Here is a 13,015-nt window from a genome sequence, read left to right on the forward strand (position 1 = left end):
AATCTTATTGTTTGGATCGATAGCTATCCGTTACGTCGATGCTTGTATCAAGATCATGGAAGCGCGCTGTCGTGACGCAGCTGATTGCGCAGCCATTTGAGCCCTTCGTCATTGGCGCGCGCACGGTTGAACTGGAGCATCTCGCGCATCATCGGGAAGGGAAAGGGTATCGGCGCGATCGCCAGCGGAAACATCCGCGCCATCCGCCGCGCGAGGCGCTCATGCATCAGCGCCAGTCGGCCCGTCTCGATCACCAGCCACGGAACGACGGTGAACGACGATGCCATCACGTCCATCCGCCGGAAGCGGCCGAGCTGCTCCATCGTGCTGTCGCCGAATGCGCTGGTGCGCTGGTTGCCCATATGCACCCCGACATGGCTGGCCTGCATCAGGGCCTCTTCGGTCAGCACGTCGGCGAACAGCGGATTGCGGTCCCAGCCGACCACGACATGGCGCTCTTCGAAGAACAGCTCGGCGGGCTGGCGCGGATTGATGAAATCCTCCGGCGTGATCAGCAGATCAAAGGCGCCTTGCGCGAGCAGATCGGAGCTGCCGTCCGAGGGCAGCACCGATTCGAGCCGGATGCCCGGCGCGATATCGGCCAACCGGCGTGACAGCGGCGCGATGATTGCGGCGGTGATATAGTCCGATGCGATCAGCCTGAAAGTGCGCTGCGAGGTTGCCGGATCGAACGCGGTGGAGGTCGTGATCAGCGCTTCGACCTGTCGCAGCGTATCCTGCACCATCGGCAGCAGCGATTCGGCATAAGCGGTCGGAAACATCCTCTTGCCCTGGAGCACGAGCAGGTCATCGCCGAAATAATCGCGCAACCGGCCCAGCGCTGCGCTCATCGCCGGCTGGCTGAGATGGACCTGCTCGGCGGCGCGCGACACGCTGCGCGTTTCCATCAGGCAGCTGAACGCCACGAGCAGGTTGAGATCGAGACCCTTGAACCGCATGAAATTAACCTATCGATGCTGTGATTGGATTACCATTAAAACAAAAGATTTAACCTATGGCTAGCCCCTGTCTTAAAAGGCACTCCAATACAGCGGTTGCCCGTGCAGGCACTCGCGCCTTTTTGGGAGATGAATGATGAGAGCATTGCTGCTGGCGACCACCGTACTGGCCGGACTGATCGTCCCGGGTACCGCCGCATGGGCGCAGGACCAATCCGACGCTGCCACCACCACCGCGAACGAGGAAAACACCGGGCTCGGCGAGATCGTCGTGACCGCGCAGCGCCGCGAGGAAAGCCTGCAGCGCGCCGCCGTTGCGGTCAGCGCGGTGACCGGCGATGATCTCACCAAATCGGGCATCACCGAAACCGGTGGCCTTGGCCGTCTGGTTCCTTCGCTGGTCGTCCAGCCCACCGGCGGCACCACCAGCTTCTTCCTGCGCGGTGTCGGCACCAATTCGCAGAACTCGTTCGCTGAAAACGCGATCGCGTTCAACTTCAACGGCATCTATGTCGGCCGCCCGACCGCGCCTGCGGGCGTTTTCTACGATCTCGAGCGGGTCGAGGTGGTCAAGGGACCGCAGGGTACGCTGTATGGCCGCAACGCCACCGGCGGCGCGATCAACGTCATCCCCAAGGCGCCACGTCTGGGCGAATTCGGCGGCGAGGCGCTGTTCGAGTACGGCAATTACGACAGCAAGAAGGCTTCGCTCGCGCTCAACATTCCGATCGGTGACACCGTCGCGCTGCGGCTGGCGGGCCAGATCGTCGATCGCGATGGGTATATCTCGGACGGCTATGACGACGACAAGGGCGAAGCGGTGCGTGCATCGCTGCTGATCGAGCCCTCCGACCGCTGGTCGATGACGCTGGTCGCCGATTACTACAACCAGCGCGGCAAGGGCGCCGGCGCGGTCCTCCTGCCCGAGGCGCGCTATGCGGTTCCTGCGCTCGAAGACCGGGTGAGCATTTCCGATCCGCGGGCCCAGGCTGCCGTGCGGCAGCTGGCGTCCGGCATCTTTGCGCCGCCCTTCTGCGGAGGTGCGGGCAACTTCGTCAACAGCGGCTGCGTCGCTTTGGCGGGCACCGACGGGTTTCTCGACAATCAGTTCTTCGGGGTCAGCGCCACTGTGGTGGGTGACATGGGCTTCGGTACGCTGACGGTCATTCCGGCCTATCGCAAGTCCGACGTGAAGCTGCTGACCTATCTTCCGGGCTTCGCCGGAACGATCAACGATCAGGCCGAGCAGATGTCACTGGAAGTCCGGCTGGCGTCCAACGAAGACCAAAGGCTGCGTTATGTGCTGGGCGCCTTCTATTTCGGCGAGAACCAGATCACCGAAAACTTCTTCCGCCAGGGCAACATTTCCAACACCCGCTTCACGCCGCGTCTCAGCACCGAGAGCATCGCTGCCTTCGGCCAGCTGACGTTCGATATCGCCGATACGCTTCGTCTGGTCGCCGGTGGCCGGTATACCAAGGAAGACAAGACGCAGTTTACCTCCGTGGCCGCCGGTGGTTTGCCCGGCCCGATCCAGCCGCCGCTCAGCGCGCCGTTCACCGGAGACCTCTCGTTCGAGAAGTTCACCTGGAAAGCCGGGGTCGAATGGGATGCGGGTCCTGCCTCGCTGGTCTATGCCAACGTCGCGACCGGGTTCAAATCGGGCGGGTTCTTCGTCGCCCAGCCGCCCAACAACACCTTCGATCCGGAAGAGTTGACCGCCTATACCGTCGGCGCCAAGAACCGGTTCTTCGACAACAAGCTGCAGCTCAACATCGAGGCGTTCTACTGGGATTACAGGGACCAGCAGATCACCTTCGTCGGTGGCGTGCCCACCGCTGGCGGCATTTTCGCGCAAGGATCGACCACGGTCAACGCCGGCAAGTCGCGCATCTATGGCGCCGAGTTCGAGGCACGCTTCGCACCGAGCCGAAACGACCTGTTCAGCGTCAACCTGCAGTACCTCAATGGCAAGTACAACAGCCTGCAAACCGCCAACTTCTCGCCCACCGGCGCGCCGGTGACGACGGGTTGCACCACTGTCGGCAGCCGTCTTGCCAATCCCGGGGTCAATGCTGCACGCTTCTTCGACATCGACTGCTCGGGCAGGCCCACGGTCAACTCGCCGAAATGGGCATTGAACCTGGGTTATGAACGCACGTTCGAGCTGACCGGCGACCTCAATCTGGTCTTCGGCGCGCGCGGCAACATCGAGAGCGGTCGCTTCCTGAACTCGAACTATCGCCCCGAAGAGCGGCAGGACAGCTTCGCGATGGCAGATGCCTATGCGACGCTCGAAAGCCTGGCCGGCTGGAACGTGACCGCATTCATCAACAACATCACCGATGAAGAAGTGCTGGCACGCGCAGGCACCCGGCCGATCCTCGACTTCCCCGTCGGCACGCTGCGCCCGCCGCGCACCTATGGCGTGCGCCTCGGGTTCAACTTCTGATGCGCATCCGTCTTTCCCGGCTGGTGCTGGCTGCGCTTGTCCTGGCATCGCCAGCCACCGCCCAGCAGGCCTCGGCCGGGAAGGACGGGTTCATCACCCTGGGGACCATGGGCGGGCCTGTTCCCAGCCCTGACCGCTCGCAGCCGGCCAATGCGCTGGTGCATGCCGGCAAAGTGTGTCTGGTCGATGCCGGCGACGGCACGGTGCAGCAGCTCGCGAAGGCGGGCATTCTGCTGCCCCGCGTCAGTGCGGTGTTCCTCAGCCATCTGCATGTCGATCACACCGGCGGGCTTTCGGCGGTGCTGGGGCTGCGCAACCAGACCAACGTGCGCGAGCCGCTCACCGTCTATGGTCCGGCGGGAACGCGCGAACTGGTCGCAGGCATGGTCGCGTCGATGCAGCCTGCCGCGCGCGCCGGATACGGCATTCCAGGCAAACCCTGGATACCGCCTGCCGATACGGTCACAGTGATCGAACTCGCCGATGGCGAGCAGATCATGGTCGATGGCATGACCGTGACTGCGGCGCAGAACACGCATTATGATTTCGCCGCCGGAAGCGTCGAGGATCGCAACTACAAGTCGCTCAGCTTCCGCTTCGACATGCCGGGCCGGTCGATCGTCTATACCGGCGATACCGGACCGAGCGCTTCGGTCGAAAAGCTCGCCAACGGCGCCGACCTGCTGGTCAGCGAGATGATCGACATGGCCGGAACGATGGCCAATGTCGCGCGCAATTCCCCCAACATGCCGCCAGCGGCCAAGCGCGATCTCGAACAGCACCTCTCGACCCATCACCTCACCCCCGACGCGGTTGGCCAGCTTGCGGCGGCAGCGGGCGTCAAGGCGCTGGTGATCACCCATTTTGCGGCAGGCACCCCCGATCCGGAACGGACAAAGGGCTATGTCGCGCAGATCGCGAAGAGCTATTCCGGGCCGGTGACGCTGGCCAACGATCTCGACCGGTTCTGACCGGCGTTCAATCGGCCCAGTAAAGCCGCATCGGATTGGCGACGAGCAGCTTGTGCTGAAGCTCGGTCGTCGGCGCGATCTGCGGGATGGTATCGACCAGGAGCCCGTCGTCGGGCAGCACATTTTCCATGTTCGGATGCGGCCAGTCGGTGCCCCATAAAACGCGGTCGGGATAGTCTTCGACCAAGGGGCGCACTGCCGCCACGAAATCTGCATAAGGCGGGCCTGCCGGATCAAGCCGGTCGGCACAGGTGACCTTGGTCCAGATGTCGGCGCGGCTGCCCAGCAGGCGGCGGAATGCGGTCATGTCCGCGCCATCTGGCCCCTGGCAAACATCGGGGCGGCCCATATGGTCGATAACGATCGGCACCGGGATCGCCGCGAGGAACGGCAGCATTTCTTCGAGAATATCCGCCTCGAAATACACCACGACATGCCAGCCCAGCCGCGCGATGCGGTGCGAGATCTCGAGGAACCTGTCCTTGGGCGCATTATCGACCAGCCGCTTGAGGAAGTTGAATCGCACGCCGCGAATGCCGCCGGCGTGCAGCGTATCGAGGTCGGCATTCGAGATCGCCGGATCGACCACCGCAACCCCGCGCGCCATGCCGTTCGAGCGCGCAATGGCGTTCAGCGTCGCGCTGTTGTCGGTGCCGTGGCAGCTGGCCTGGACGATGACGTTGCGCGCAAAGCCGAGATGGTCGCGCAGGGCGAACAGCGCGTCGGGCCCGGCATCTTGCGGCAGGTACTTGGCCTTGGGGCTGAACGGGAAGTCCGCCATCGGCCCGAAGACATGGCAATGCGCATCCACCGCGCCCGGCGGCGGGGCGTAGCGCGGCTTCGAGGGGGTGAGGGTCCAGCTGCGGACCCGGCCCTGGGTGTCGGTGCTCATTGGATATATCCTGTTCTCATTGAGGCTCGGTCACCCTCACCCTTCCCACACCGCTTTGCGGTGCGGGCCCCTTCCCTCTCCCGGTGGGAGAGGGAGGGAGGCGCGCAGCGCCGGAAGGGTGAGGGTGACAAGCAGAAATTCACCCGAAAACCTCCCCATCCATCAGCTTGCGCGCGGTGCGCAGCATGCCCGCCTCGACCGGCGCGCCGCTGTTATCGACCGTCACCACGCATTCGGTGACACCGCTGGGATGCTCGACACCCAAGGTCTTGGTCAGTCCATCGGGGACATGCGCGAGCCTCGCGGCGGGTGATCCTTCGATCAGGCAGGCTGTGGCGACACTGACCGCGCCGAGCACGCCGATCGAGGCATGGACGCGGTGCGGGATCAGCGAGCGCACGGCGATCGCGCCACCCTCTGCGGGGGCCGCGGCCAGCATCATCTTGGGAACGGACTTGGCGCTGACATCGCCAAGGTTCATCAGCGGCCCGGCCTTGAGCCGGATCGCCTCGACCTTCGCCTTCATCGCGGTGTCGGCGTCGAGCGTGTCGCGGTCCTCATAGCCGGTGACGCCGACATCGCTTGCCGCCATCACCACACAGGGCATGCCGTTGTCGATCATCGTCACTGCAACCCCGTCGATCACATCCACGCCGTTGCCCGTCGGCAGCAGCGCGCCGCACGACGACCCGGCGGTATCGCGAAAGGCCAGCGGGATCGGCGCTGCGGTGCCGGGAACGCCGCTGATCGCGGCATCGCCGTCATAGCGCACCTGCCCGCCCGGGGTCTGCACGCTGGCGACCGCGACCTGGCCGGTGTTCTCCATGAACACCGCAACCCGCGTCACCCCATCGTCCGCCGCCACCAGGCCGCGCTCAATCGCGAACGGGCCGACACCCGCTAGCATGTTGCCGCAATTCTGCGCGTCGGTGACGATCGCCTGGTCGACGAACACCTGCAGGAACAGATAGTCGACATCGACACCGGGGCGGTTTGATTTGCTCACCACCGCGACCTTGCTGGTCAGCGGATCGGCGCCGCCCATGCCGTCGATCTGGCGCGGATCGGGCGAGCCCATCGCGCGCAGCAGAAACGCGTCGCGTTCGGCGGGGTCGGCGGGCAGGTCGTCCCTCAGGAAGAACCCGCCCTTCGACGTGCCCCCGCGCATCCACATGCAGCGGGCGGACTTCACGCTCCCTCTCCCAGCGGGAGAGGCAGGGAGGCGCGAAGCGCCGGAAGGGTGAGGGTGAGCGGGCGAATGTCACCCTCACCCTTCCCACGCGGTTGCACCGCGCGGGCCCCTTCCCTCTCCCATGGGGAGAGGGAGGTCGTCCCATCACACATATTTCAGCCCCATCTCGGCGAGGCGGGGGCGCATGTCGTAAATGTCTAGGCCGAGTTCGCCCGCCGCCAGTCGGACGCGCTTGGCTTCCTCGGCGGCCTCGCGCGCCTGCGCCTTGGCCAGCACATCTGCGGCATCGGCGCGCTTCACCACGCATACGCCATCGTCATCGGCAACGATCACATCGCCCGGCTGAATCGCCGCGCCCGCGCAGACGATCGGCACGTTGACGCTGCCCAGCGTGTTCTTGACCGTGCCCTGTGCGAACACCGCCTTGGACCACACCGGAAAGCCCATCTGGGTGAGATCGCGGACATCGCGCACCCCGGCATCGATCACCAGCCCGCGGCAGCCGCGCGCGATCGCGCTGGTGGCGAGCAGATCACCGAAATAGCCATCGACGCACGGGCTGGTGGGCGCGAGCACCAGAATATCGCCCGCCTGCAGTTGCTCGATCGCGACGTGGATCATCCAGTTGTCACCCGGAGCCGCCGAGATCGTGACGGCATTGCCCGCGACCCGCGCCCCGGCATAGATCGGCCGCATATGGTGCGCGAGCAGCCCGATGCGACCCTGCGCCTCGTGCACGGTTGCGACCCCTGCAGCGCCCAGGCCATCGACGATATCCAGCGCCGTCCGTTCGATATTCTGCACCACCACGTTCATGCGCATTGCTCCTTTGCCGTTCCCCGTGCGCCCGCGACCGCGCGCTGCGCCAATCCAACTTGTGGACGGCCGATAAGTTTTTGCTATGTCTTGCTGCCATGACCAAGCCGTTCGACCTCAACCTGCGCCATCTGCGCGCGCTCGTCAGCGTCGTTGCGCTGCGCAGCCTCAACCGCGCGGCGGAGACGGCGGGGCTGTCGCAGCCTGCGCTGACGCAAGGGTTGGCCAAGCTGGAGCGGCAACTGGGCGTGCTGCTGTTCGACCGCCACTCGGGCGGGGTCGAGCCGACCTTGGCGGGAACAGCGCTGGCCGAGCGGGTCGAGCGTGCTTTCGCCCATCTCGCTGCCGCCGCGCGCCGCCAGGGCCGGTCGGCGGTGCGGGGTTTTTCGCGACCCGAGCAGCTGATGACCGCGACGCAGCTGCAGGCCTTCCTCCATTTCGCCGATGCGCAGGGCTTTGCCGGGGCGGCGGCGGCAAGCGGCCTGTCGCAGCCGGGGATCCACCGCGCGGTGCGCGAGCTCGAGCAGATCAGCGGGCAAGTGCTCGCCGAGCGGCGCGGGCGCGGCATGGCATTGACGCCGGCGGGGCGCGCAATGGCGCGCGGCGTCCGGCTGGCAGCAGGCGAGATCACCGCCGGGATCGCCGAGGCGCGCGGCGAGACCAGCGCCGCCAGCCGGATCGCGATCGGCGCGATGCCGCTCAGCCGCGCGCTGGTGGTGCCGCGCGCCATCGCGCACTTCCTGCGCGATTGCCCCGGAACGGTGATCGATGTCGTCGAAGGATCGTGGCGCGAGCTGATCGATCCGTTGCTCGACGGGGTCATCGACCTGATGATCGGCGCCTTGCGCGAGGCGCCACCGCCCGAGGTGGAGCAGGTCGCGTTGTTCACCGATCGGCTGGCGGTGTTCGGGCGCAGGGAGCATCCGCTCGCCGGACGCAAGGTGGGCTTGGACGAACTGCAGGGCCAGTCCTGGGTCGTCGGGCCGCAGGGCACGCCGCTGCGCGCGCACTGGCAGGCGCTGTTTGCAGGCGATCCGCCGCCGGTGCCGGTCGAATGCGGATCGGTGATGGTGATCCGTGGGCTGGTGATGCAGAGCGACTTGTTGACGTTGCTCTCGCCCGATCAGATCGCGGTCGAGCTGGATGCGCAGATGCTGGTGCGGATCGACCTGGATCTGCCGGGCAGCGTCCGCACGATCGGGCTCACCACCCGGCGCGGTTGGCGGCCCACCGCAGCGCAGCAGCGGCTGGTCGACCTGCTCCACCAGGCATCGGATGAGACCAGACTTCACGAAAACCAATAGGGCGCGGTCCAATTGGATTGGTGCCGGGTCGCGCTTCCCGCCTAGGCCAGCGCAATGACAAACGGCGTCACCTTTATCGGCTTTGGAGAAGCGGGCCGCGCCTTTGCCCAGCCCGGTGCGCAGGCGTTCGATCGCAAGACGCTGAGCGATGCGACCCGCGCAGAGATGCTCGCGGCGTATGCAGCGCATGAGGTCGATGGCCATGACGATCCGGCGCAGGCATTGGTGCGGGCGGACACTGTAATGTGCCTCGTCACCGCCGATCAGGCATTGGCGGCAGCCCGCGATTACGCCCCGATGCTGGCGCCCGGGGCGCTGTGGATCGACATGAACAGTGTCGCGCCGGGGACCAAGCGCAACGCGGGAGAGCTGATCGAAGCGGCGGGCGGGCGTTACGCCGATGTCGCGGTGATGGCACCGGTGCTGCCGCAGCGTCGCGCGGTGCCGCTGCTGGTGTCCGGGCCGCACGCGCAGGACGCTGCCCAGGCCTTGCAGGCGCTGGGCTTTGCCCATGTCTCGGTGGCGGGTACGAACGTTGGCGATGCCTCGGCAATCAAGATGATCCGCTCGGTGATGGTCAAGGGTCTCGAGGCGCTGACGACCGAATGCGCGCTGGCGGCTGACAGGGCAGGGGTCACCGACGCGGTGCTCGCCTCGCTCGATGCCAGCTGGAAGCAGCAAAGCTGGGGCGAGCGGTTCGACTACAATCTCGACCGGATGATGGCGCACGGGCTGCGCCGTGCCGCCGAGATGGAAGAGGTCGCCGCAACGCTGGCCGATCTTGGCGTCGATCCAGTGATAACCCGCGGCACGATCGCGCGGCAGCGGGCGATCGGTGCGCTGGGCATAACCCCGCCCGACGGCCTCGCATCCAAGCTGGATGCGCTGCAAGCTCGCGATACCCTGCCCGAAACTGTGAGAGCTGCATGACCATGATCATCGACTGCCACGGCCACTACACGGTCCTCCCCAAGGCGCATGATGCCTGGCGCGATGAGCAGAAGGCCGCGTTCAAGGCAGGCACCGACTGCCCTCCCTATCCCGACATTTCCGATGCCGAAATCCGCGAAACCATCGAAGCCAACCAGCTGCGGCTGATCAAGGAACGCGGTGCGGATCTCACCATCTTCTCACCCCGCGCATCGGCGATGGCGCCGCATGTCGGCGACGAGGGCGTGGCGCGCGAATGGGCGCGGCGTTGCAACGATCTGATCGCGCGCGTTGTCGGGCTGTTTCCGGGCGTGTTCGCCGGCGTGTGCATGCTGCCGCAGAGCCCCAAGGCCGACATGGCAGGCTCGATCGAAGAGCTCGAACGCTGCGTGACCGAGCTGGGGTTCATCGGCTGCAACCTCAACCCCGATCCGGGTGGCGGCCATTTCGAGCATCCCCCGCTGACCGATCGCTTCTGGTATCCGTTATACGAGAAGATGGTCGAATTGGACGTGCCTGCGATGATCCACGTCTCGGGCAGCTGCAATCCGGCGATGCACGCCACCGGCGGCTATTATATCGCGGCGGACACCATCGCGTTCATGCAGCTGCTGGAGGGCGATCTGTTCGCTGATTTCCCGACCCTGCGCTTCATCATCCCGCACGGCGGTGGCGCGGTGCCGTATCACTGGGGGCGCTATCGCGGGCTTGCCGACATGCTCAAAAAGCCTGCGCTCGACACGCATCTGATGAACAACATCTTCTTCGACACCTGCGTCTATCACCAGCCGGGGATCGATCTGCTCGCCGAAGTGATCGACAACAAGAACATCCTGTTCGGCAGCGAGATGGTCGGCGCGGTGCGCGGCATCGACCCGACGACGGGCCATTATTTTGACGACACCAAGCGTTATGTCGACGCGCTCGAGATCAGCGATGCCGAACGCCGCATGATATTCGAGTGCAATGCCCGCCGGGTCTTCCCGCGTCTCGATGCCCAGCTGAAGGAGCGCGGCCTATGAGCCACCAGGACATCCACGCCTATCTCGCCGAGTTCGAGGATATTCCGGGCACCCGCGTGTTCACCGCATCCAGGGCGCGGCAGGGCTATCACCTGAACCAGTTTGCGCAGAGCCTGATCAAGGCGGAGAACCGCGACCGGTTCAAGGCGGATGAGCGCGCCTATCTCGACGAATGGGCGATACCGGAAGACGCCAAGCTTGCGGTGATGGCGCGCGATTACAACGCGCTGATCGAATTGGGCGGCAACATCTATTTCCTCTCCAAGCTGTTTTCCACCGACGGCATCGCCTTTGCCGAAGCGGTGAGCACGATGACCGACATGAGCTGGCCCGAATATCGCCAGATGATGCTCGACGGCGGCCGCTCGCCCGAAGGCATGCGATCGATAAGGGAGAAACGCTGATGGCCCGGATTACCGCAGGCGTGGCCAGCAGCCATGTGCCGCTGCTTGGCGTCGCGCACGACCAGGGCAAGGAACGCGACGACTATTTCGGCCCGATCTTCGCTGGCTATGACTGGACGCGCGAATGGGAGAAGGCGCAAAAACCCGATGTCGTGATCCTGGTCTATAACGATCACGCGAGCGCCTTCGACATGAAGATCATCCCGACGTTCGCGATCGGCTGCGGCGAGCGCTACAAGCCTGCCGACGAAGGCTGGGGGCCGCGGCCCGTGCCCGATGTCGAAGGCCATCCCGATCTTGCCTGGCACATCGCGCAGAGCCTGATCCTCGACGAGTTCGACATGACCATCGTCAACGAGATGGACGTCGACCATGGCCTTACCGTGCCGCTCAGCATGATGTTCGGCAAATGCGACGCGTGGCCGACCAAGGTCATCCCGCTCGCGGTGAATGTCGTGACCTATCCGCCGCCATCGGGCAACCGCTGCTGGGCATTGGGCGAGGCGATCGCGCGCGCGGTCGCGAGCTTTCCGGAGGATATCAACGTCCAGATCTGGGGCACCGGCGGCATGAGCCACCAGCTGCAGGGACCGCGCGCAGGCCTGCTCAACCGCGAATGGGACAACCGCTTCCTCGATTTGCTCGAGGCGGATGACGACGCGGTGCGGCACATCCCGCACATCGAGTATCTGCGCGAAACCGGCAGCGAGGGCATCGAGATGGTGATGTGGCTGATCATGCGCGGCGCGCTCGGCAAGACCGTGAAGACGCTGCACCGGCATTATCACATCCCGTGCAGCAACACCGCGATCGGCCATCTGGTATTGGAGCCACAGACATGAGAATTGCCCTCGCAGGCGCAGGCGCTTTCGGAGAAAAGCATCTCGACGGATTGCAGCGGATCGACGGGGTGGAGATCGTTTCGATCGTCAGCCGACGTCTGGAGCAGGCGCAGGCCGTGGCCGAAAAATACGGTGCGGTGCATGCCACGACCGAGCTCGACGAGGCGCTGGCGCGCGATGATGTCGATGCCGTCATCCTGTGCACGCCGACGCAGATGCACGCTGCCCAAGCCATCGCCTGCATGAACGCCGGCAAGCATGTCCAGGTCGAAATCCCGCTCGCCGACAGCTGGGCGGATAGCCAGGCGGTGCTCGCCAAGCAGCAGGAAACCGGGCTCACTTGCATGGTCGGCCACACCCGACGCTTCAACCCGAGCCACCAGTATGTCCATAACGAGATCACGGGCGGCAAGCTCAATATCCAGCAGATGGATGTGCAGACCTATTTCTTCCGCCGCCAGAACATCAACGCCAAGGGCGAGCCGCGCAGCTGGACCGACCATCTGCTGTGGCACCATGCCGCACACACGGTCGATCTGTTCGCCTATCAGGCGGGACGGATCGTCGAGGCGCATGCGATGCAGGGACCGATCCATCCCGATCTGGGGATCGCGATGGACATGTCGATCCAGCTCAAGAGCGAGAGCGGCGCGATCTGCACGCTGTCGCTGAGCTTCAACAATGACGGCCCGTTAGGCACCTTCTTCCGCTATATCGGCGACAGCGCGACCTATATCGCGCGCTACGACGATCTGGTGAACGGCAAGGAAGAGCCGATCGATGTCTCCAACGTCGCGGTATCGATGAACGGCATCGAGCTGCAGGACCGCGAGTTCATCGCGGCGATCCGGGAGGGGCGCGAGCCCAACAGCTCGGTGGCGCAGGTGCTCGATTGCTACCGGGTGCTGGGCGATCTCGAAAAGCAGCTCGGCGCATGACGGCCCGGCGGACCCAGGTCGCGATCATCGGCTCGGGTCCCGCCGGGCTGATGCTGGGGCATCTGCTCAAGGCCGAGGGTATCGATTGCGTGGTGTTGGAGCGCCAGACCCGCGCGCATGTCGAAAGCCGGATCAGGGCAGGGGTGCTGGAGACGGTGACCACCGATCTGATGCACCGGCTGGGGCTCGATGCGCGGATGAACCGCGAGGCGCTGGTCGAAGACGGCTTCAACCTTGCCGATGGCGACCTCATGGTCCGCATCGACATCAAGGCGCTGACCGGCAAGACGGTC

The 13,015-nt window shown here is 65.2% G+C and carries 13 protein-coding genes; 9 read left to right on the top strand and 4 right to left on the bottom strand.

What is annotated here, in order from left to right; all coding sequences use genetic code 11:
• Positions 1 to 53: 53 nt before the first annotated feature.
• Entirely contained in the window at positions 54 to 959 is a 906-nt protein-coding gene (locus ACK4R0_RS16230; RefSeq protein ID WP_409676420.1) for a LysR family transcriptional regulator, read from the bottom strand.
• 133 nt (positions 960 to 1,092) lie between these two features.
• Here ACK4R0_RS16230 and ACK4R0_RS16235 point away from each other — a divergent pair, with 133 nt between their 5' ends.
• Both ACK4R0_RS16235 and ACK4R0_RS16240 read left to right on the top strand, forming a co-directional pair.
• The gene (locus tag ACK4R0_RS16235) at positions 1,093 to 3,411 is read left to right on the top strand and encodes a TonB-dependent receptor (protein WP_409676423.1); all 2,319 of its coding nucleotides are present in this window, start codon (positions 1,093 to 1,095) and stop codon (positions 3,409 to 3,411) included.
• Entirely contained in the window at positions 3,411 to 4,382 is a 972-nt protein-coding gene (locus ACK4R0_RS16240; protein ID WP_409676426.1) for an MBL fold metallo-hydrolase, read from the top strand. Before ACK4R0_RS16235 ends, ACK4R0_RS16240 begins: the two co-directional genes overlap by 1 nt.
• A gap of 7 nt (positions 4,383 to 4,389) precedes the next feature.
• Here ACK4R0_RS16240 and ACK4R0_RS16245 read toward each other — a convergent pair whose 3' ends face one another.
• From ACK4R0_RS16245 to ligK, 3 genes are all read right to left on the bottom strand, one after another.
• On the bottom strand, positions 4,390 to 5,274 hold the full coding sequence (locus tag ACK4R0_RS16245; RefSeq protein ID WP_409676429.1) for an amidohydrolase family protein: 885 nt from the start codon (positions 5,272 to 5,274) through the stop codon (positions 4,390 to 4,392).
• 139 nt (positions 5,275 to 5,413) lie between these two features.
• A complete protein-coding gene (locus ACK4R0_RS16250; protein ID WP_409676456.1) occupies positions 5,414 to 6,448 on the bottom strand; it encodes a 4-oxalomesaconate tautomerase in 1,035 nt (344 codons plus the stop codon).
• 162 nt (positions 6,449 to 6,610) lie between these two features.
• Complete coding sequence (ligK, locus tag ACK4R0_RS16255; protein WP_409676432.1) at positions 6,611 to 7,282, bottom strand: 4-carboxy-4-hydroxy-2-oxoadipate aldolase/oxaloacetate decarboxylase; 672 nt, start codon at positions 7,280 to 7,282, stop codon at positions 6,611 to 6,613.
• Positions 7,283 to 7,380: 98 nt separating this feature from the next.
• On the opposite strand from ligK, the gene ACK4R0_RS16260 reads away from it, so the two are divergent.
• The 7 genes from ACK4R0_RS16260 to ACK4R0_RS16290 form a co-directional block, all read left to right on the top strand.
• A complete protein-coding gene (locus tag ACK4R0_RS16260; protein ID WP_409676435.1) occupies positions 7,381 to 8,586 on the top strand; it encodes a LysR family transcriptional regulator in 1,206 nt (401 codons plus the stop codon).
• 54 nt (positions 8,587 to 8,640) lie between these two features.
• Positions 8,641 to 9,516 carry a DUF1932 domain-containing protein gene (locus tag ACK4R0_RS16265; RefSeq protein WP_409676438.1) on the top strand — a complete coding sequence of 292 codons (876 nt, stop codon included), beginning with the start codon at positions 8,641 to 8,643 and terminating at the stop codon, positions 9,514 to 9,516.
• On the top strand, positions 9,513 to 10,538 hold the full coding sequence (locus tag ACK4R0_RS16270) for an amidohydrolase family protein (RefSeq protein ID WP_409676441.1): 1,026 nt from the start codon (positions 9,513 to 9,515) through the stop codon (positions 10,536 to 10,538). Before ACK4R0_RS16265 ends, ACK4R0_RS16270 begins: the two co-directional genes overlap by 4 nt.
• Complete coding sequence (gene ligA, locus ACK4R0_RS16275; RefSeq protein ID WP_409676444.1) at positions 10,535 to 10,942, top strand: protocatechuate 4,5-dioxygenase subunit alpha; 408 nt, start codon at positions 10,535 to 10,537, stop codon at positions 10,940 to 10,942. The genes ACK4R0_RS16270 and ligA overlap by 4 nt, the downstream gene beginning before the upstream one ends.
• Positions 10,942 to 11,784, top strand: coding sequence for a class III extradiol dioxygenase subunit beta (locus ACK4R0_RS16280; protein WP_409676447.1), 843 nt, complete (start codon positions 10,942 to 10,944; stop codon positions 11,782 to 11,784). The genes ligA and ACK4R0_RS16280 overlap by 1 nt, the downstream gene beginning before the upstream one ends.
• Positions 11,781 to 12,722 (top strand): Gfo/Idh/MocA family oxidoreductase, encoded by a 942-nt coding sequence (locus ACK4R0_RS16285; protein WP_409676450.1) that lies wholly within the window; start codon positions 11,781 to 11,783, stop codon positions 12,720 to 12,722. Before ACK4R0_RS16280 ends, ACK4R0_RS16285 begins: the two co-directional genes overlap by 4 nt.
• Positions 12,719 to 13,015: FAD-dependent monooxygenase (locus ACK4R0_RS16290; protein ID WP_409676453.1), on the top strand; the 297-nt coding region annotated here is incomplete at its 3' end. The genes ACK4R0_RS16285 and ACK4R0_RS16290, both read left to right, overlap by 4 nt.

The sequence above is a fragment of the Blastomonas sp. genome, assembly GCF_046294995.1.
GTDB lineage: Bacteria > Pseudomonadota > Alphaproteobacteria > Sphingomonadales > Sphingomonadaceae > Blastomonas.

Coding starts and splice junctions, on each gene's coding strand:
- ACK4R0_RS16260 (WP_409676435.1), top strand. CDS start 7,381: ATGACCAAGCCGTTCGACCTCAACCTGCGCCATCTGCGCGCGCTCGTC.
- ACK4R0_RS16240 (WP_409676426.1), top strand. CDS start 3,411: ATGCGCATCCGTCTTTCCCGGCTGGTGCTGGCTGCGCTTGTCCTGGCA.
- ACK4R0_RS16230 (WP_409676420.1), bottom strand. CDS start 959: ATGCGGTTCAAGGGTCTCGATCTCAACCTGCTCGTGGCGTTCAGCTGC.
- ligA (WP_409676444.1), top strand. CDS start 10,535: ATGAGCCACCAGGACATCCACGCCTATCTCGCCGAGTTCGAGGATATT.
- ACK4R0_RS16280 (WP_409676447.1), top strand. CDS start 10,942: ATGGCCCGGATTACCGCAGGCGTGGCCAGCAGCCATGTGCCGCTGCTT.
- ACK4R0_RS16265 (WP_409676438.1), top strand. CDS start 8,641: ATGACAAACGGCGTCACCTTTATCGGCTTTGGAGAAGCGGGCCGCGCC.
- ACK4R0_RS16250 (WP_409676456.1), bottom strand. CDS start 6,448: ATGTGGATGCGCGGGGGCACGTCGAAGGGCGGGTTCTTCCTGAGGGAC.
- ligK (WP_409676432.1), bottom strand. CDS start 7,282: ATGAACGTGGTGGTGCAGAATATCGAACGGACGGCGCTGGATATCGTC.
- ACK4R0_RS16285 (WP_409676450.1), top strand. CDS start 11,781: ATGAGAATTGCCCTCGCAGGCGCAGGCGCTTTCGGAGAAAAGCATCTC.
- ACK4R0_RS16270 (WP_409676441.1), top strand. CDS start 9,513: ATGACCATGATCATCGACTGCCACGGCCACTACACGGTCCTCCCCAAG.
- ACK4R0_RS16235 (WP_409676423.1), top strand. CDS start 1,093: ATGATGAGAGCATTGCTGCTGGCGACCACCGTACTGGCCGGACTGATC.
- ACK4R0_RS16245 (WP_409676429.1), bottom strand. CDS start 5,274: ATGAGCACCGACACCCAGGGCCGGGTCCGCAGCTGGACCCTCACCCCC.